Genomic DNA, 17,842 nt, shown 5'->3' with positions numbered 1-17,842 from the left:
CCTTACTTGACGCGATTTAGTTTGACTTGACTATTTTCATCGCCACTGAGAATCATGCTACCTTTCAAGTCAACGCTTCTTATTCCCTTTGGGCTTTGGTAAATTGTTTGTCCTTCGGCGGCTTTTGTTTTATCGAGCTTATATTCTGTGGTTAAATACCAAACAGTAACCCGTCCATCATCTCCACCACTGACTAGTAAACGACCATCTTCACTAAATTTCAGTGTTCGTACTGGCGTTTTCGACGTTACTTGCCAACTATCTATCGGCTGACAATCAACTTCAGAAATTGTATTCTGAAGACTAACATTTTTTACATTCTGGCATTGAGCTAAATTCCAAATAGTAATATAGCCAGCAGAATCAGATGTAGCTAAAATTTTGGGTGAGTTGGGTGCAAAATCTACTCCCCAAACATAGTCTGTAATGCCCGTTCTAGTATCTATTTTTGCTAAGGATTGCACCAATAAATTCTGCTGTTTATTATTAATTTGATTAGGATTCCACGACCATAATAAAAAGCGCTTAAAATTACCTGCTATGACTAGAGTTTGATCATCGGGACTCAAGGCTAAAGCACGAATTTGAAAGCCTGATAAATTGAGCAGAGTTTGTAAGTTTATAACTTGAGGTTGTAGCTGAAATTGATTGTTAACAGATGTTCTTGACCATAATCTTAATTTACCACTGCCGTAACCACTGAATAAATATAGGGAATTTTTAGTAAATGCTAAATCAAAGACTCGATCGCCTTTGGCTTTGGGGTCTTGTTGGTCTTGTAGTTGTTCTGTTGTTTCTCCGTTGGGTACATTCCTTAGTTCAATTACACCACTATCTAGCCCGATCGCTACACGATTATTTTCTACAGGCATAAAGCGGGAGACTTGTACAGCATCATCAGTAATTGCCAGCAGACCTTGGGGTTCTTGTTGGCGATCGCAAGCCACAGCTTTTCCACTATATTTAATATCTGCTGGGGCTATACTCTCACCATTATTTATTTTCCACAACCTTAATGTACAATCATCCGAACCACTCAGCGCCAGCAAAGCATTACCGCTAAAAGCGACGGAGTTTACAGAACGAGTGTGCATAATTGGTTCCCGTCCCAGTAACAAAGCCAACAACAAGGCGATGAGTGCCAAAATTGCCAGTTGTACCCAGAGGGGAATAATTGGTAAACTCTGTAATTCTAGAGTCTGCGTTGCCGGGTCTGTAGTCCCTAAACGTTGGTCAAGTAAATCAGCTTTGGCTTCTAGCAGCAAAGTCTTACCTATCCCCACCCAAGGCCGTTGTGTTTTCACATTCAGGCTAACTTTACTTGTTTCACCTAAACGTAAATTAGCTGTTTCGGGAACAGTATTGTAAGTACATTTTCGCCAATCTCTACCTTGAATACTCACATTCACCTCTTGATAGAGGTTGCTGGCATTCTTGAAGATTAGTTCAAAAGCAGCTGTATCAGACTTCCTCTGAGGCAACCATGATGATTGACTAGGAATTTTTTGATGTTTTTGCGGAACATCAAACTCTACAAATCCTACAGGTAAAACTTCTATGTTACCTGTAGCACTAGCTGGGTATCCATTATTACTTGTAGCTTCAATACTGAATGGATAATTTTGACTAGGTGACTGCACAACAGATGGAGGTTGACATTGAAAAGTTACTTCTGCATAGCCACCAGGCTCTAAGGCAAATTGTCTTTCTACATTACCACTCAACCAAGACGAATCCACACCAACAAAACGTAATTTAGCATTAGTCGATTGTTGGCTTAAATTCCTGACCCGGACTGGTACATCTATCGTATTCCGAGGATAAACTTGGAATGCCCTGACAGGCAATTCTACACTTAAGACCGTGGGTTGATTATCTCGCTCGATTGTCAGCCGTAACAACAGCCGCCGTTCTTGTCCAAGCTGTGGCGAAAAAATTCTAATCTTTAAGTCAACAGCACCGACAAATCCGGGAATTGGTGTATTAAAAATAAAGACTTGAAAGTCTGTACTACTACCTGGAGGTTTAGTTGCTGCTAATTCTGGTTCGAGTTTATACCACTGGTATTCTGTATTACGCTGCTCTCCTGCGGCAGAAATATCAACTTGAAAACTAGCAAATTGGCTACTATCATTGTTAACCGTTACTGTAAAAGAGGCTGGATTAGTGCCTGGTCTAAAAGTAAGACTTTGTGTAGACAGGCTGGCATTTATTAAATTATTTTCCATAATGTTTAATCCCCGGTTCAGCCTATTTTTTACTAATTAAAAAAAGAGGCATAGCTAAGTATAGCGAAGGAGATATTTCTAAAAGTGCAAAGTATATATATGTTCTTGATTAACACTATATAGCATTGCTGTTACAAGCATAGTGGCGCGATCGCCTAAACTCAACGGCGCTTCATAATAATCCTAAAGCTTTGAGACTGCGCCGAGTAATTTCAATTCGAGCAGAAGCATCATTCTCATTACGCATATCAATATTTGTCGCAAAGAAATACACATTATTTCTCTGTTCCAAATATCCTACAAACCAACCAATATTAGGAGTGAGACTTGTTACCCAGCCTGTCTTTCCTCGCAATATATAGTCTGGGGTACTTTCGTAAACCATTATGTCTTGAACTAAATCTAAAGTCCTTTGTGAGAAGAGTAACTCCTGACTTTGAAGACGTTGCAGAAACTCAATCTGTTGTCTGGGTGTAATTTGTAGTGGTCCTTCTAACCAAAATCTGTCAATTTGCTCAGGTGTACCAATTTGATGGTTGCCATAACCAACTTGCTGGATGAATTGATTCATCCGTTGATAACCAACTCTGCGAGCTAGTACTTGATAAAACCACACTGTTGAATTTTTGAATGCTTGGCGGATGTTGGTGTCTTGGTTCCATATCGGGAATTGGCGCTGAATACCATCCCAGGTCAAAACAGCCACATCATTGGGAATTACCCCAGTCTCTAAGGCTACAAGAGAGTTAAAAATTTTGAAAGTCGATGCGGGAAAGAAGGCTTGGGAGTTGCGCGAAGGGTTGTGTTCGTAAAATTTTTTGTTGTGGCGATCGTAAATCAGAATCGAACCTTTAACGCCCATCTGCTTAAATGAACTTCCCAGGTCAACACTTGCAGCGAGTATAGGTGGCTGAACTTCCTGAGATTGTGCAGGTATAGCTTGGAAACTGCTAATGCTGAAAAATACCACCAAGATGCCAATAGTGATAATTACTGCTAAGGGCATTCGTCGGTTTTGAGGCATAAATATACCTTCCCACAAAACTGATTGATTGGTAATGACACAACTCAATTACCAATTTCCTATTACCTATTACCGAGCAAACCCAACTTCAGATTAATAGAACAAATTTGCAAGCAAAGCTGCTCTAAGGGAGTGAGGACAGGTGAAAATTATGCTTCCTCCCTGTCCTCTACTTCCTTATCTCATTTCATCATATTCGTGAGCTTCCACTCGTCTTGTTTCCATTCCAGGGGGTAGAAACTCAGCCCGACGTACAGGAACCAGAGGTTGTGTATTGTTGGGATACGGATGAATAACTTGTACAGTGCGGGTAGAACGTGGGCGTGAAGAGAATAAAGATAACACGCCAGCAACTACAATACCACCGCCAACGGTTAAAGCCGCACCACCAACAGCCCAAACAATAGGCGAAGACCACCAACTAGCTTGAGCGGGTAATACAGCAGATGCGGCTCTTTGAGTATTTTGCTGGGCTAATGCTATTTGTTGAGCATTATTCCAGTTTTGAAATTGGGACTGGAGTTGTTGGTTTTGATTTTTTAATTGCTCGTTATCGTATTTTAGCCGCTCAAAATCCATCTTCAAGCGTTCAAATTCCACGCTCTGCACGGGATTAGGAGCCGTTGGTTGGGGGTTATTATATGCTGGCTGCCCGTAGGGTGGTTGATACTGTGGCGGGATGACTTGAGGTGCTACTACGGTTGCTGGCATTTGTGAAGCAACACCAAAGTTAGGCTGTAGGGAGGTGTTGGTTCCCTTGAGCATTAAGAGAGCCGCCAGTCCTGCTACGGCGACACCGCCGATAAATGCCATACTTTCACTCATCGCCTTTACCTCTCATCTGCGATGTAATTTTCATAACTTTTGACTGACTTCCTCTCACACTCATAGTTTTTATAGCCTACTTAATACACATAATACCCAAAATATAAGCTGCTGTATCAGCTAGTTTTTTTACTGCTTAGTATCTAATGTTAATATTCAAGACCATAAATATGGAATTGTCCAGCACAATCAGAGTAAAAAAACTATACTGTTATACTTTTTAATCTACTTTCCCGAAATCATCAAGATGTTTTGATGGCTGCTTTGAGACTTTGACAAAATCCCGCGATCGCACTGAGTCCCTGTTCTGGTGTTCCCTCGGCTAAACGTTGAACAAAGGCACTACCCACAATAGCTGCATCTGCGCCCCATTGTTTGACCTGAGTAGCTTGTTCTGGCTGGGAAATACCAAAACCGACACCAATAGGTTTATCTGTTACATGGCGGATTTGTTGTAATAAATCAGATACACGGGTTTCTAGTTGCGATCGCACCCCTGTTACGCCTGTTACACTGACCAAATAGATGAATCCTTGGGATGAATTAGCGATCGCTTCTATTCTTTCGGATGAACTGGTAGGGGCAATCAATAAAGTTAAATCTATACCCTTTTCACTTGCTGGTTTTAATAGTCCTGCGGCTTCTTCCAAAGGTAAATCAGGCACAACCAAACCAGCAACACCAGCCGCCACAATTTGATCGAGAAACTGGTCAATGCCCCGGTGCAGAATGGGATTGTAGTAGGCAAATAAGATGATTGGCGCTTGCAAACTGGGAGTAGTGGCTCTTAACATTTCCAGTACATTCTCCAGTTTTGTGCCGTTTTGTAAAGCACGAGTAGCAGCTGCTTGAATTACAGGCCCATCCGCCAGAGGATCAGAGTAGGGCAGGCCTAACTCAATAAAGTCAGCACCATTGCTATCTAATATTTTTAAAGCGGCGGCTGTAGTTTCTAAATTAGGATCACCAGCAGTAATAAACGGAATCAGAGCGCACTCTTGATTCCGTCTGAGAGTTTGGAAGCGATCGGCAATAACGCTCATTAGTCAGTAGTCAGTGGTCAGTGGTCAGTAGTCAATAGTAACAAACAACTGACCCCTATCTTTAGACTTATGCCGTTGCTTTCAGCACAATTCAACAGGTTTAGGCATTTGAGACTTGGAATCTATAGTTGATGGTGCCATTAGGTAGATATCCATCAAGAACTAAAAGATAAGTACCATCATTGGTTAAGGTGATTACAAAGTCATTACCGAGGTTTCTGTTTGTTATAAACTGGTTTCCTTGGTTGTACAGTGTCCAATTGGCATTAACGAAACTGCCAATTAGTGAATCAAAACTTAGTTGCTGTCCGGCTGTACCGTTAATACGGTAGATGTCAGTTTCTAAGCCTGGATTCAAGGTATTTGTGATAGTTTGGTCTAAGGTGACACTAGGGGCAGCAGAGGCATCAATTAAACGGAAACTATAATCACCTGTACTATTACCATTGCCATCGAGGATGAGTCGGTAAGTACCTGTTTCTGTCAATGTAAAAGGAGTGCGATCGCTATCGGCATCACCGTTATAGAATACCTGTTGTCCACTGGGACTGATTAACTGGGCGTAAATGGTGAAAGTATTGTTGTTAATCAGTCCATCGTAGTAGAGGCGTTGTCCGGCTGTACCTGTAAAGGTGTACTCATCGGTTTCCCCAACTTGAGAGATGGTACTAGTAACCGTGTTACCTATAGTTAATGCTGTGGTTGTGGTTGGGGGGTTAGTAACTTTGAAACTGTAGTTAATTGGGTTGTTGTTGCTGTTGTAGCCATCGATGACTAACAGATAAGTTCCAGTATTAGTGAGGGTGATTTCAAAGTCACTGCTGAGGTTAGCACCAGTTACATATTGATTACCAGGACTATACAATGTCCAATTGGCACTGACGAAACTGTTGATTAAGGAATCAAAGAACAGTTTTTGTCCGGCTGTACCATTGATGCGGTAGATATTGGTGGCTAGTCCTGGTGTAAGGGTATTGGTGATGGTGGTGTCTAAAGTCACAGGAGTAACAGCAGAGGCATCAATTAGGCGGAAACTGTAATCGCCTGTGTTATCAAAATAACCATCTATAACCAGTCGGTAAGTGCCTGTTTCTGTCAATGTAAAAGGAGTGCGATCGCTATCGGCATCACCGTTATAAAATACCTGTTGTCCACTGGGGCTGATTAACTGAGCGTAGATAGTAGAAGCATTGTTATTAATCAGTGCGTCGTAGTACAGGCGTTGTCCGGCTGTACCTGTAAAGGTGTACTCATCGGTTTCCCCAACTTGAGAGATGGTACTAGTAACCGTGTTGCCTATAGTTAATGCTGTGGTTGTGGTTGGGGGGTTGGTGACTTGGAAGTTGTAGTTAATGGGGCTGTTGTTGCTGTTGTAACCATCGATGACTAACAGATAAGTTCCAGTATTAGTGAGGGTGGTTTCAAAGTCACTGCTGAGGTTAGCATTAGTTACATACTGATTGCTAGGACTGTATAGTGTCCATGTGGCACTGACGAAACTACTAATTAAGGAATTAAAGAACAGTTTTTGTCCGGCTGTACCGTTAATGCGGTAGATGTCAGTTTCTAATCCTGGTGTGAGGGTATTGGTAATGCTGGTATCAAAGGTGATAGCAGTAGCAGCAGAGGCATCAAGTAAGCGGAAGCTATAGTCACCTGTACTATTACCATTGCCATCAAGGATGAGTCGGTAAGTACCTGTTTCTGTCAGGGTGAAGGGGGTGCGATCGCTATCAGCATCACCGTTATAGAATACCTGTTGTCCACTGGGACTGATTAACTGAGCGTAGATAGTAGAAGCATTGTTATTAATCAGTGCGTCGTAGTACAGGCGTTGTCCGGCTGTACCTGTAAAGGTGTACTCATCGGTTTCCCCAACTTGAGAGATGGTACTAGTAACCGTGTTACCTATAGTTAATGCTGTGGTTGTGGTTGGGGGGTTAGTAACTTTGAAACTGTAGTTAATTGGGTTGTTGTTGCTGTTGTAGCCATCGATGACTAACAGATAAGTTCCAGTATTAGTGAGGGTGGTTTCAAAGTCACTGCTGAGGTTAGTACCAGTTACATACTGATTACCAGGCCCGTACAATGTCCAATTGGCACTGACGAAACTGTTGATTAAGGAATCAAAGAACAGTTTTTGTCCGGCTGTACCATTGATGCGGTAGATGTTGGTGGCTAGTCCTGGTGTGAGGGTATCTGCTACTGTGGTGTCTAAGGTGACAGCAGTGGCAGCACTCGCATTAATTAAGCGGAAACTGAAATCAGCCGCAGAGGCGTTATGTCCTTTCAACAGTAAGTAATAAGTTCCACCTTCAGTCAATGTGAAGATATTTCTATCACTGTCTGAATTGATTTCAAAAATGTTACTGCTTGGGCTAACTAACTGAGCGTTAACCGTATCAGCATCACTTTGCAAAGCATCATAGTAAAGTGTCTGTCCAGGTGTGCCTGTAAATCGATAGACGACTGTTTCGGCACCATTAGTTAAGCTTCTGGTGGCTGGGGTGTTGAAACTGATATCGGTGGCGGCAGCTGCAATATCGAGAACTTGGAAACGATAGCTGCCTGTACTGCTGGCATTCGCACCTTTAACTGCTAAGGTATAAGTTCCCGATTTTGGTACACGAATTAGCTGTGTGTCTGAATTGGTAGCGCTGGCAGTGAGATATTGACCATTTGTATCCCGCAATTCTGCAATGATGTTATTATTGGCGCTTTGACCATCGAAGTAGACTAACAAGCCAGCAGATGCAGTAAATGTATAGGTATCTTGTCCACCAGCAGCGATTGTACCAGTCTTGATACTATTAAATCCACTGGCTGCTACGGGTGCATCGCTGATATCTGTGACAGTGAAACTGTAGTTGACAGTGCCACTGTTGTTATAGCCATCCAGCACTAACAAATAAGTACCGCTATTTTGTAATGTGACTTCAAAGTCATTGCCCAGGTTAGTAGCAGCTACATATTGATTGCCAGTACCGTATATTGTCCAGTTACCACTAACAAACCCGCTAGTTAAGGCATCAAAGCGCAGTTTTTGCCCAGCCGTACCATTGATGCGGTAGATGTCAGTTTTTAAACCAGGATTGAGAATGTTAGTGATTGTTGTTCCCAAAGTGATTGCAGATGTAGCACCAGCATCAACTAAGCGGAAACTGTAATCACCTGTGTTATCAAAATAACCATCAATGATGAGTTTGTAAGTACCTGTTTCCGTTAAGGTGAAGGGGGTGAGATCGCTATCCGCATCAACATAGAATATCTGTTGTCCACTGGGGCTGATTAACTGGGCGTAAATGGTCGAAGCATTGTTATTAATCAGTGCGTCGTAGTACAGGCGTTGCCCTGCTGTACCTGTGAAGGTGTATTCATCTGTTTCCCCTGGCTGAGATATGGTACTGGTGATTGTATTACCTAAAGTCAATGCTGTGGTACTGTTCAAACCAGAATTAGTAACTTTGAAACTGTAGTTGGTATTACCGTTGCTATTATTACCATCCAGCACCAACAAATATGTACCTGTGTTGGTTAAGGTAACTTCAAAGTCAGTACTTAAGTTGCTACCAGCAATGTACTGATTATTTACGCCGTACAGATACCAAGAACCATTTGTGGCATTAGCTAAGGAATTAAAGAACAGTCTTTGTCCAGCAGTACCATTGATGCGGTAAACATCGGCTTCTAGTCCAGGGGTAAGGGTGTTGCTGATGGTGTTATCCAGGGTGATAGTTGGTGCAGCCGAGGCATCAACTAAGCGGAAACTGTAATCACCTGTGTTATCTAAATAACCATCAATGATGAGTCGGTAAGCGCCTGTTTCTGTCAGGGTGAAGGGGGCGCGATCGCTATCGGCATCACCGTTGTAGAATACCTGTTGTCCACTGGGGCTGATTAACTGGGCGTAAATGGTCGAAGTATTGTTGTTAATTAAGCCGTCGTAGTACAGGCGTTGCCCGGCTGTACCTGTAAAGGTGTATTCATCTGTTTCTCCTGGTTGGGAGATGGTGCTGGTAACGGTGTTGCTTAATGTTAGTGCTGTGGTTGTTGTTGGCGGGTTAGTGACTTTGAAACTGTAGTTGGTATTACCATTGCTGTTATTACCATCTAGCACTAACAAATATGTGCCTGTGTTGGTTAAGGTTGTTTCAAAGTCACTGCTGAGGCTAGCAGCAGTAATGTACTGATTATTTACGCCGTACAGATACCAAGAACCATTTGTGGCATTAGCTAAGGAATTAAAGAATAAACGTTGTCCGGCTGTGCCATTGATACGGTAGACATCAGCTTCTAGTCCGGGGGTGAGGTTGTTGCTAATGGTGCTATCCAGGGTGATAGTTGGTGCAGCCGAGGCATCAACTAAGCGGAAACTGTAATCGCCTGTGTTATCTAAATAACCATCAATGATGAGTCGGTAAGTGCCTGTTTCTGTCAGGGTGAAGGGGGCGCGATCGCTATCGGCATCACCGTTGTAGAATACCTGTTGTCCACTGGGGCTGATTAACTGGGCGTAAATGGTCGAAGTATTGTTGTTAATTAAGCCGTCGTAGTACAGGCGTTGCCCGGCTGTACCTGTAAAGGTGTATTCATCTGTTTCTCCTGGTTGGGAGATGGTGCTGGTAACGGTGTTGCTTAATGTTAGTGCTGTGGTTGTTGTTGGCGGGTTAGTGACTTTGAAACTGTAGTTGGTATTACCATTGCTGTTATTACCATCTAGCACTAACAAATATGTGCCTGTGTTGGTTAAGGTTGTTTCAAAGTCACTGCTGAGGCTAGAACCAGTTATGTACTGATTACCAGAATTGTACAGATACCAACTTGCGCCTGATGCAGTTGCTAAGGAATCAAAGAATAGTCTTTGCCCGGCTGTACCATTAATTCTGTAAACATCAGTTTCTAAACCCGGATTTAAGGTATTTGTAACTGTTGTTCCTAGAGTAATGGTTGGTGCTGCACTTGCGTCTAGCAAGCGGAAACTGTAGTTACCTGTGGCATTATTTGTTGATTGGATGGTGACGCGATAAGTGCCTGTCTCCGTCAGAGTGAAGGGTTGGCTATCATTGCCGTAGTAGAAGTAATTACCTAATGAAATGCCACTCGGACTCTGTAACTGAGCGTAAATACTGGTAGAACTGTTATTGAGGTTATCAAACAAGATACGTTGCCCAGGAGTACCAGTGAAGGTATAAACCTCGTTGTCTCCCGGCTCTACAAGGCTACTTGTAATAGTAGTACCTAAAGTTAAAGGGGTGGTAAGGGGACGTTTGGTAAACTCTAAGGTGAAGGGGCTGGTTAAAGCATTACCTGCACGGTCAGCAATAATACTTGGGTCAATTTTCAGTTGATAATTACCTACAGATAGCTCATTACCAGGTGAGATGACAAGGGTACGGTCAAAACTTCTTGTCAGCAAGCTACTCACCGATGTCACCACATCATCACCGCCACCTAAAACGCCATCTTTACCCAGATTAGTTAAGGTGATACCCGATAGGTTGAGTTTAGTAGTATCAATTGCTTCATCAAATCGAACGGCAATTGAGGGTATTTCTTTACGCCGTGAATCTTCGCTGGGTGTTGTGCCGAGAACTTTTGGTGCAAACTTATCTTCGCTCAAGTTCAAGGTGAGGACATTGGATAGGGCAATATTACCACCAGTATCAGTTGCCCGGACTTGTAAATCAACTGTTTTGACATCTGCTGTAATCTTAGGCGCAATAACTGATAAATCCCAAGGGAAGGAAACATCATTGCTGACTACTTGACCATTGACGAGTAACTCCACATTGCGGACTTGCACATCATCAGAGACATTTGCACGCAGGGGTATAGTGGAACCTTCTTGGACTTGGATACCTGGGGTATTGGGGTCGAGGTCAATTGCGGTGGTATTGAGGGTAATAGTTGGTGCTTGACCTTTATTATCAAAACCTAGATAGTTAATCACTTGCAAGCCGCTATTACCATCAGCGACGAAGGCAATACCAGATGCCACTGCCGCATCATAGGCAAACCCAGGTGTATCAAATACAGTCAAGAAAGCATCAGTATCTTGAGGATCAGTTGAACTGTAAACGGCTAATCCTTGACCTTCTGCGGCTACTAAAGCCAATCCTGAACCATTCAGTGTTAGACCCCTAGCGGTAAAGAACTGGTCAGCATCACTAATCAGTGTAGGACTGCTGGGATTGGATACATTGATTGTCCGTAAACCGCTACCAGCTAAGTAAGCAACCCCATTACCCACAAACAAGCCTACATCTGAAGAAGCCACATTCACATTGAGTTGACCAACAACAGCAGCAGACCCTTCCGAGGTGATATCTATGACCGAGAATGTATCAGAACCACTGACAAAAGCGTAGAGTTTAGTACCTTCACGAGCTAAACCTGTCACAGTGCCATTTCCAGGTAAGGTAAAGCTTTGCAACTGTTCACCAGTAGCCAAATCAACCGCATAAAGTACATTATTCACAGTTGCATAGGCGATACCGTCAGCCACTTCTACTTGGTTAACTGCTAAATTGAGTGTTTGTCTCAAGGTGGGAACCATACCATCCGAGACATCAACTAACTGCAACCCACCAGAGTTAGTAGCCACAGCCGCAATATTCAATTTGGCATCAACCGCCACATCGGTAGCATCACCAGAGAGATTAAGTTGACCTAATACAACTGGGTTATTGAATTGAGAAGCGTTAACAATTGCTAAACCATAGGAACCTGTGGCGATGTAAGCAGTCTGTGTTTCAGCGTTAGTTACAGAACCTTCAACTACAACAGCTTTCGCTTCACCTTGTAAAGGTAGGCTAGAGATAATGCCGGTGGGGAAGCCGCGACCATTGAGAGGGTCTAATCCTTGTTTGATTTCAGCGAAGTCATTAATACCATCCTTATCTGTATCAGATTTGTTACTGCTTGTGCCGTAAACAAACTCCACAACATCAACTAAACCATCTTTATCAGAGTCTGCAAAATTCTCATCTACTTGTACAAGGGTCAAACGGGGTAACTGATATGTAGCACTAGGATCAAGACGTGGAGTTACTACTCCATAAGAGTTAGTTAATGGGTCATAGAAACTTACAAACTGAATAGTACCATTGCGAGGAACGATTATAGTGTATTGTCCATCAGCAGTAGTTTGACCACGCACTACAAAAGTTTCACCATTTGCTCCTTGTATTTGTGCCGCGTATAAAACTCCATAAGAAGGTGCGTTTCCATATGATTCTTCAATACCAGCATTTGCTAGTTCTGACTGAAGAACAAGGTTACGCATATATGCTATAGCATCACCACCGGCAATATCATTTGCTTGCGCGGCTAATTGCTCTATTTGAGCTTGAACATCTAATGGAATAGTGGTCTGCCCATCAAGTGCGTAAGGAGAGAGAAGATTGACTATTTGGCTACCAATAGCTGCTATTTTATCTCCTTTTGCATCACCTGTAAGACTATCGCTGAGTGCATTAACAAAAGGATTTAAGCTCCTAGCAGCAGAAGTATTTGGCAAGCAATTAGGTAACTTATCACACCGATGTACATCCAGGGTAAACTGAGCCGTACAAGCTATGATGCCTACTAATCCACCAGGTACACCTGTCAATATAGTTCCAAGTAAGCCCCATGTTGCTAAACATACAGCATAATTTTCCAAGGCTACTTTAAGACATTCAACTTTAGCAGGATTAGGCTTACATCCTGGTGGTGGTGGTGGCGGTGGTGGTGGTGGACTATTGGGTGTTCCTGGCTGTGTAAAGTGCCAACCCGGTGCTAACACTCCAACACCAGGGTCAGAAACAACCGTCTTACCATCTTCACTAACGGTTCCTGTACCAATGACTATCCATTTACCTGCATCATGGTCGAACGACCAGAACAAACTCTTTTCCCCTGGCCTCAACCCATCCAAATTCGGGAACTGGATAGGTGCAGGCACATCAAAGTTAGTTGCACCACCATCAGCTTCACGATTAAATCCATTTGCACCGCCAGCTTGAATGGAAATCACCAATTTAGGATCAACTCCTGGTGGTAAAGGTGCTGGTAAACGCTGAGGATCTACAGGTATAATCGTTGCTTGGGTTGCTCTATTGCCTTGGTCATCTTGAGCAGAACCAGGATTAAATGTTACCTTGACTTCTTTCCACAACTCTGGATCAACATTGGGAAACTGCTTCTCTAAGAATGCTTGAGCAGTTTCGCCAAAACCTACTTTAGTATCTTCAGTGGTAGAAAGCTGTTGAATATCACTTTTCGCCATTGGTGGTAAGTAGACATTAAACGGCACTCCATCCATGAATAATTGAGTAGATTGTCCCGGTACACTGTGGAATGGTTTCCCTAAGCTGGCGTACTGTGAAGCTTCTGGCGCACCTGTAGCTGTTGAACCGTCAATGTAGACAAAGAACTCTGGTGCGGGGACATCTTTGAGGATGAAATAACCTTTTTCATCAGTGACTGCAAACACATCTGGCAAGGCATCAAGGCGAATTGTTACACCCTTGATAGGAATATTGGAACCATCGGGGTTTTTGTTGTAAGAGTCGTAGACATAACCCCAAACATCAGTACCTTTAATCCTGGTGATAGGAAGGGTGGTAAAGTCGGCAGTGGCTATTCCTCCTGCTTGTCCATCGCCATCACCATCAATAGCGACTCCATCACGTCCGATAATCTTACTTCCATCAACAAAAACTCGTACTTCTGTTGATGAGGGTAAGGGATTTTTGTAGAAGAAAGTAGCAAATTCTTCTGTGGAGGAAACTTTAATTTCTCCCTCGATTCTTCTACCGTTGGCAATGAGGTAGAAGTCTTCACTATTAACTGTAGTCGGATCGACTTTCTTACCAAAACGGACAATGGTTTCCCGGTTGAGTCCTACCATTGCTTCGCCATCACTGGGGGAAATTATCACAGGTGCAGCCGCGACATTAATATCAAATACTTGAGCGGCAGTAGTAGCGTTACCTGCTAAATCGGTAATACCGGAGGCAATGGTTAGTTTATAGTTACCGGAAGTGAAAGCTGCGGCTAAATTCAGTCTGACTAAGGTGGAACTGAGTTTTTGAACTGAGCTAATTGGCACTGTTTGACCATCTTGTGTGCCACCAGCAATTTTCAAACTATATTTATCTGCGGCAAAGGAGCTATCTGTTATAGCTTCGTTAAAGGTGAGTTCAATGTAGGAAACAGCAGTTGATGCGGTACTGCTAATAGTAACTGTAGGTGGTGTGGTGTCGGAATTGACAATACTAATAGTTACAGGAATGCTTGTTTGAGTGGTATTACCCGCTAAATCTACTGAGGTGATAATGAGGTTTTGTTGCCCAGATAAACCTGTTAAGTTTAAATCAGCATTAAATTGACCTTGAGTATTTACAGGCACTTCCACTTCATTCCCATTGTTGAAGCGGTAGGTTAATTTGCTAATAGTTGAACCAGTACCATCAAGGCTACCTTGTAGTTTCGCTCCTGCGGTTAATTGAGCGTTGGCTTGGGGAGTAGTTAAATTAATTTGTGGTGCAATAGTATCAACTGTGATTTGTAGTGAGGCGTTCTCACTAACATTGCCTGCAACATCAATTGCATTAACTGTTAAATTTTTCACACCATCGCTCAGTTGAGATGGGGTAATTTCCCATGTGCCATTAACAGCCGTTGTCTGACCTATTTTTGTTTGCCCATCAAATATTTGTACGAGGGAACCGGTTTCGGCTTTACCAATGATGGTAGGCTTGTTGTTCTTAGTGACGGTATCAGTGTCGTCTTTAATTTTTAACTCGGTTGGTGCTACTGGTTTGCTGCTATCGAGAGTAAATTCTAGTTTTGTTTCACTAGCATTACCAAATTTATCTTCAGCTTGCAAACTTAGTTGATAAGTACCATCTGGTAATTGTCCACCATTAATTTGTGTCAGTGTGGCTTTATCTAAGGTAAAACTACCATTTGGATTTAACTTAGATAAAACATCAACAAAGTTGCCAGAATTGAGTTTGGCTGTTAACTTAACTATTTGGCTGGTATCGCTGAGAGTGCCTTTGATATTTGGGTCTGAGGTGATGCGATCGCTCCCATTACTTCCACTATCATTAGCTAAAGTGACTCCAATTACTGGCGGTTGAGTATCACTCACCGGCGCTAACAGGTTTTGCAGAACGTAGTTACCTATAGATTTACCTGTAGCTATTCCATCTACGTTGGCTGTGTTGAAATGAATACCGCCATATACTCTACTAATACCTGCTTCATCGGCGGCGGCGGTAAAGCTGTTGAATTGGCGATAAACTCCCGGTAAGCCGAGAGAATTAACTCTAAAACTGACATTATCACCCAGCAATGATGTTAATACTGTTGCTGCTGCACCACTGAATGTACTGTGTCCCGAAATGTAATCTGGGAATGGTGGCGTTGTCAGTAATGGTGTCCAATTTGGGTCAGCAGTAGTATTAGGATTACCATCTGTATCGCCTTTTTGAATAGCTGTAATTGGTCGCCAGAAGTTGTAATGATATTTGGCATCCCAAGCAGCAATACCCGCGTCTGCAATGGAAACATCCAACAAGGCAAATAAACGAGCATTATCAATTAGGGAATTACCTTTGTTAGCTACCACATTTTGGGCTATTTGATTCCAATGCCCAGGGGGTGTAAATGTTCCTGTACCATTAGCCCAGAATAAAGCAATCTCCGTCTGTTCGGCTGTGCGAGTAGTGCTGTCTTTCTTTCCTAATTCCTTGACTTGGTTGTAATCGTCGGTATACTGCTGACTATTTAAAGCTGGTTGTCCATTGGGACGGAATTGATCCCCACTAGTCAAGGCAAAGGGCGTAACTTGTCCCCATTGAGGTAACAATGCTGGTGCAAATCCTGGGGCTGTTGGTTGCCAGTCGCCTGGGTTGGTTCCAGGTGTATAAGTAACGGTGTTATTTGCGCCATCTGTACTCCGCAAGGATAAAATACTATCGGCTACTGTTCGTCCAAATGTTACCCCCGCATCTTCTGCCGCACCATCAGTAATTTTTGCCAGAGAGGCAACAAGGGCGGTATCAAAGTAGGAGATTTGCCCCGGATATAGGTTGATTAAAACCCTGTGGGCGGCTGCTGCTGCGGCGGCTTCTGCGGATGCACCGAGGGGCGCAGTACCACTAAAATAGTAATTCTTATAAGTCTTTGTAATACTATTTATCGCATCAAACACAGCAGTTTGTGCGATCGCCATATTGCGAGTAGCAACGGGTGGGGCTGTCTTATCTGTATAAATCGCATTTAAAAGTATGGCGTTCCAATCAAGGACTACATCACCATTATCTGTATTAACTCGCTTAACTATTTCTGTAAATGTACTAGTGTTTCCTGCTTTATCTGTAGCAATGGCTGTGAAGGAGTTATCGCCTAGTTGCAACTCCACACCAGTGAATTTATATTTACCAGTGCCATCAGCAGTAATTGACTTTCCAGTTCCTTGTAGAATTACAGTGGCATTAGCTTCTGTTTGCCCAATTAAATCCACTGTGGCAAATGTTGTTTGCGAATCCCCAATAGGTGCAGAATCAAATAATGAATCTAGCATTAACCCTGGTCTTTGGGGACTAAGAGCATCTAAGGTAAAGGAATATTCAAAGTTAGCTGTATTACCTGCAATATCAGTGGCTATTAACTTTAATGTATGTGAACCATTACTTAAATCACCACCATTGATTTCTTTAATTTTGTTTTGCTCAAAAGTAAATGTATTTCCTTGCAAACTTCCTAGAACATCAACAAAATTACTGGTGAGTGTATTATCAAATCCAGCTTTAAATGAAACTATCTGGTTCAAATCATTAATACTACCAGTAATAGCTGCATCCTTGGTAATCTTATCGTTAGCGCTACTACCTGTATCGTTAGTCAGCGCCGCAGTAATAGTGGGACTATTACTATCCAATGTGAAGGTTAAATCAAAAGTGGTGGTATTATTCCATTGGTCTTTGGCAATTAAATGTAGAGTATGTTGCCCTTGAGCCAGAGGTATATTATTGTTTATTTGTGTTAATTGTTCTGGTGTTAAAGTAAAGCTCCCATCAGCAGCAATAACACCTCTAATATTAGTATATTTATTAATATTTGTATTATTTAAACCTGCTTGGATGCGGGTTATCCGGCTGGCATCTGTGACACTACCTTTAATTGTTGGGTCAGCAGTAATTTTATCGGTGTTTGTCCCACCATTTTGATTTGTATCATTAGCTAAAGATGCTGACAAAATGGGTGGAGTTTTATCTTTATTTCCAGTAATAGATAGACCTAAGCTTCTGACATCTACAATGGTAATTTTGCCATCACCGTTAAAGTCACGAGGATCATTAACTCCTACAATGGGCTTATCCCTATCCTTAAGAATAATGTCTACATCCAAATTAGATAAGCCACCATCATTATTGGCATCTCCTGCTAAAAAGCCATCTTCTATTAAAGGAATTGCAGAAGTGTTAAGGGCAATTCTATTATAATTAGGCTTAGGTGTAATTGAATCAGTCTGCATATAGACTGAATGTAGGTCAGAGAGAGTTGAGGTCTGGTCGTTATTTTGCAAGTCTTCCACAATACACCTTTCCAAAATACAAGATGTTGACATTATTTCTATTAGGAATTAGTCAACAAAAACAATTTATGAGTGATTGACTACTTAATTGATGTGTTTTAGTAGCCAGCAAGAAAAAGAGGGTGGTTAA

The 17,842-nt window shown here is 42.4% G+C and carries 5 protein-coding genes; all 5 read right to left on the bottom strand.

What is annotated here, in order from left to right:
- Positions 1-2: 2 nt before the first annotated feature.
- Positions 3-2,228, bottom strand: a complete 2,226-nt coding sequence (locus NSMS1_RS07810; RefSeq protein ID WP_224092336.1) for a hypothetical protein — start codon at positions 2,226-2,228, stop codon at positions 3-5.
- A 172-nt stretch (positions 2,229-2,400) separates the two neighbouring features.
- Positions 2,401-3,252, bottom strand: a complete 852-nt coding sequence (blaOXA, locus tag NSMS1_RS07805) for a class D beta-lactamase (protein WP_224092334.1) — start codon at positions 3,250-3,252, stop codon at positions 2,401-2,403.
- Positions 3,253-3,429: 177 nt separating this feature from the next.
- The gene (locus NSMS1_RS07800) at positions 3,430-4,077 is read right to left on the bottom strand and encodes a heterocyst differentiation related protein (protein WP_224092332.1); all 648 of its coding nucleotides are present in this window, start codon (positions 4,075-4,077) and stop codon (positions 3,430-3,432) included.
- Positions 4,078-4,319: 242 nt separating this feature from the next.
- Positions 4,320-5,120 carry a tryptophan synthase subunit alpha gene (gene trpA, locus NSMS1_RS07795; protein ID WP_224092330.1) on the bottom strand — a complete coding sequence of 267 codons (801 nt, stop codon included), beginning with the start codon at positions 5,118-5,120 and terminating at the stop codon, positions 4,320-4,322.
- Positions 5,121-5,220: 100 nt separating this feature from the next.
- Positions 5,221-17,745 carry an Ig-like domain-containing protein gene (locus NSMS1_RS07790; RefSeq protein WP_224092329.1) on the bottom strand — a complete coding sequence of 4,175 codons (12,525 nt, stop codon included), beginning with the start codon at positions 17,743-17,745 and terminating at the stop codon, positions 5,221-5,223.
- Positions 17,746-17,842 lie beyond the last annotated feature (97 nt).

This window comes from Nostoc sp. MS1 (assembly GCF_019976755.1).
Lineage (GTDB): Bacteria > Cyanobacteriota > Cyanobacteriia > Cyanobacteriales > Nostocaceae > Trichormus.
This window is presented reverse-complemented; position numbering and strand designations above follow the sequence as displayed.